This window comes from Microcoleus sp. N9_B4 (assembly GCF_036701635.1).
Lineage (GTDB): Bacteria > Cyanobacteriota > Cyanobacteriia > Cyanobacteriales > Microcoleaceae > Microcoleus.
This window is the reverse complement of sequence record NZ_JAUBRC010000104.1, coordinates 1-2,775: the sequence shown is the minus strand read 5'-3', so window position 1 is coordinate 2,775 and position 2,775 is coordinate 1. Positions and strand designations below refer to the sequence as shown.

At 35.3% G+C, this 2,775-nt stretch carries 2 pseudogenes; one reads left to right on the top strand and one right to left on the bottom strand.

From position 1 onward, the window contains the following. Nucleotides 1–480 precede the first annotated feature (480 nt). Nucleotides 481–2,145 (top strand): annotated as a pseudogene (locus QUA43_RS30570) (IS1634 family transposase). A gap of 278 nt (nt 2,146–2,423) precedes the next feature. Here the strand turns inward: QUA43_RS30570 and QUA43_RS30565 are convergent. Beyond that, nucleotides 2,424–2,612, bottom strand: a pseudogene (locus QUA43_RS30565) (IS4 family transposase); the annotation flags it as partial. Nucleotides 2,613–2,775 lie beyond the last annotated feature (163 nt).

The following is a 2,775-nucleotide window of genomic DNA, read 5'->3' as shown; positions in this document are numbered from 1 at the left end:
TTTTCAAGCTCGCTCAGTAATGACTTTTTTCCGTGAGGCTATTTCTGCCCATTCTTGTGACTTGGCTATGCCTGAGCTCATTCCCCTTTTTCAGACCTGAATCCTTACAAATATTTTTAACTGGTTTACACACTGCTGTTATTGTACCTCATCTTTCTGAGAAAGGCTATAGAAAAAGTCAATGATTTCAACTTACTTAGTTTAGGTAAATTTGACAAGTATCTGTAACCCTAAAACCGCATAGGTTCAACCCAAAAGTTTTTGGGTTCCCAGTTTTCACAACTGGTAAAAAAAATCCAACCCACATCTGCGGAATGTGGGTCACAAGCAAATTCAATATTTGATCCCACATTCCGCAGGTCTTTAAACATAATTGATGGTTATAAAATTGAAAAATGTAAGCTTGAAGTGATTGCTGGGCAACCACTTCAAGCTTTTTTAAGTTAAGATGAACGGGTTAGGGTCAAAGAGGGAAAAACCATGAATGAGCATCAAGAAGCCATAAAAGTGCTAAATTTGGATCATCTAGGAATAGTAGCAGGCATAATAGACGAGATGGAATTAGTAGAAGAAGTCAATAAAATAGTAGGAATAACAACCCAAGAAAAACTCAGCCCAGGACAAGTCATGAAAGCAATGATTTTGAATGGATTAGGCTTTTTAAGCGCCCCATTATACATATTCGAGGAATTTTTTGCAGGAAAAGCAACTGAACATTTAATCGGAAAGGGAATACTACCCGAACATTTAAACGACGACAGACTCGGAAGAGTATTAGACAAATATTATCAAACAGGAACCACAAAAATCTTCACAGAAATCGCCATAAAAGCTGCCCATAAATCCCAAGTAAAAATGAACAGCATCCATTTAGATGGAAGTTCAATGTACGTACAAGGAGAATATAAAAACGAAGTCAAAAAGACCAATCAAACAGAAAAAGAAGCAGAACCAGAAACATCCGAAATGAAACCAATAGAAATAGTACACGGATACTCCCGAGACCATCGACCCGACCTCAAACAATTTATCATAGACATGATTGTAACAGGAGACGGAGACATACCACTATATTTAAAAATAGATTCAGGAAACATCGACGACAAAAGCGTATTCGTATCAAGACTAAAATAATTCAAAAAACAGTGGACATTTGAAGGAATCTGCGTAGCAGACAGCGCCTTATACACCAAAGATAACCTATCAGCAATGACAGGAATCAAATGGATAACAAGAGTTCCACTCAGCATAAAATCAGCCCAAGATAAAATCTCAGACATCAAAGAAAGTGAATGGAAAGCAAGCTCAAAAAAAGGATATAAAATAGCAGAAAGAAGCAGCGAATATGGAAACATTCAACAAAGATGGTTAGTCATAGAAAGTGAACTCAGAAAAAAAGCAAGCATCAAACAGATAGACAAACAAGTAAATAAACAACAAGAAAGCGCCAAAACGTCACTACGCAAGCTTTCCCAGCAAGGGTTTGCCTGTAAAGCCGACGCAGAAACCGCCATAAAAAAATTATCAGATACATGGAAATATTACCAAATTACAGAAATAGAATGCCAAGAAAAAGGCAGGAAGAAATTAAAAAGACAGACTAATACAGCTAGTAAAGCAGACAAAATAGAATATCAAATAACCGGGAAAATAGAAACCAGACCAGAAGTAATATCAGCCGAAAAAATCAAAGCAGGGAGATTTATATTAGCCACAAATATTTTAGACAAAAACGAAATAACCAACGAGCAAATATTAGAAGAATACAAAAATCAACAAAGTAACGAAAGAGGATTTAGATTTTTAAAAGACCCATTGTTTTTCACATCAAGCGTATTCGTGAAAAAGCCGGAGAGAGTAGAAGCAATTGCCATGATAATGGGAGTATGTTTGCTAGTATATAACCTAGCGCAAAGAAAGTTGAGGCAAGAATTAGCATCAGCAAATGCCAGCATCAGGAACCAGGTCAAGAAATTAACAAATAAACCGACAATGCGGTGGGTATTTCAGATGTTTCAGGCCGTACACTTAGTCAGTCTAAATGGAGCCGAACAGGTGAGCAATTTAACAAAAGAACGTCAGGATATATTAAATTATTTAGGAAAGGTTTGCGGTCAATATTATTTAATAGTTGAAGATGGATAAAGACCCAAATAAACCTGAGAATATTGTTGAATAAATCCAAAAAATTAGCAAGACAACAATCAGGTTTTCATAATTTTAATGTCTAATTTATGGGAAATTGGTTCAGAAGTTCCAAAATCAATGTATTAGGAAATATTTGTAAATTCAAATTTTTTATGTATCGGCAAAATCCGACAATAATGATACTCAAAATAGAAAACGTAGGCACAGATATTTTTCATACGGTGAATGTATGAAAAACCTTAGTCATCAAAGCCAGAAGTGCGGAATGTGGGTTTTAAGGCAAATTGTACGCTATCCGGTAGTGGTCTCGATTTTCTGGTTAACCATTTTCGTCGAAGATGAGGTAGTAATTCTTTAAATACTTTTTCAAATAAAATTGCGGGAAAAGTTAAAAATATGAGTGATAATGCTTGTTGACTAATTTCAGACGGCTCACACCATAAAAATCCTTCTCTATTTAATAGACCTCTTGCAAAAAAGATATATGTTATAATTAGAGGTTTTAAATTTGTAAGGATTCAGGTCTGAAAAAGGGGAATGAGCTCAGGCACATTTGTGACAAGTTAAGAAAAAGTGCAAATTGTCAAGGGGTATAAAAAAGAAAGGTAAAATAGAATGAAACCTTTG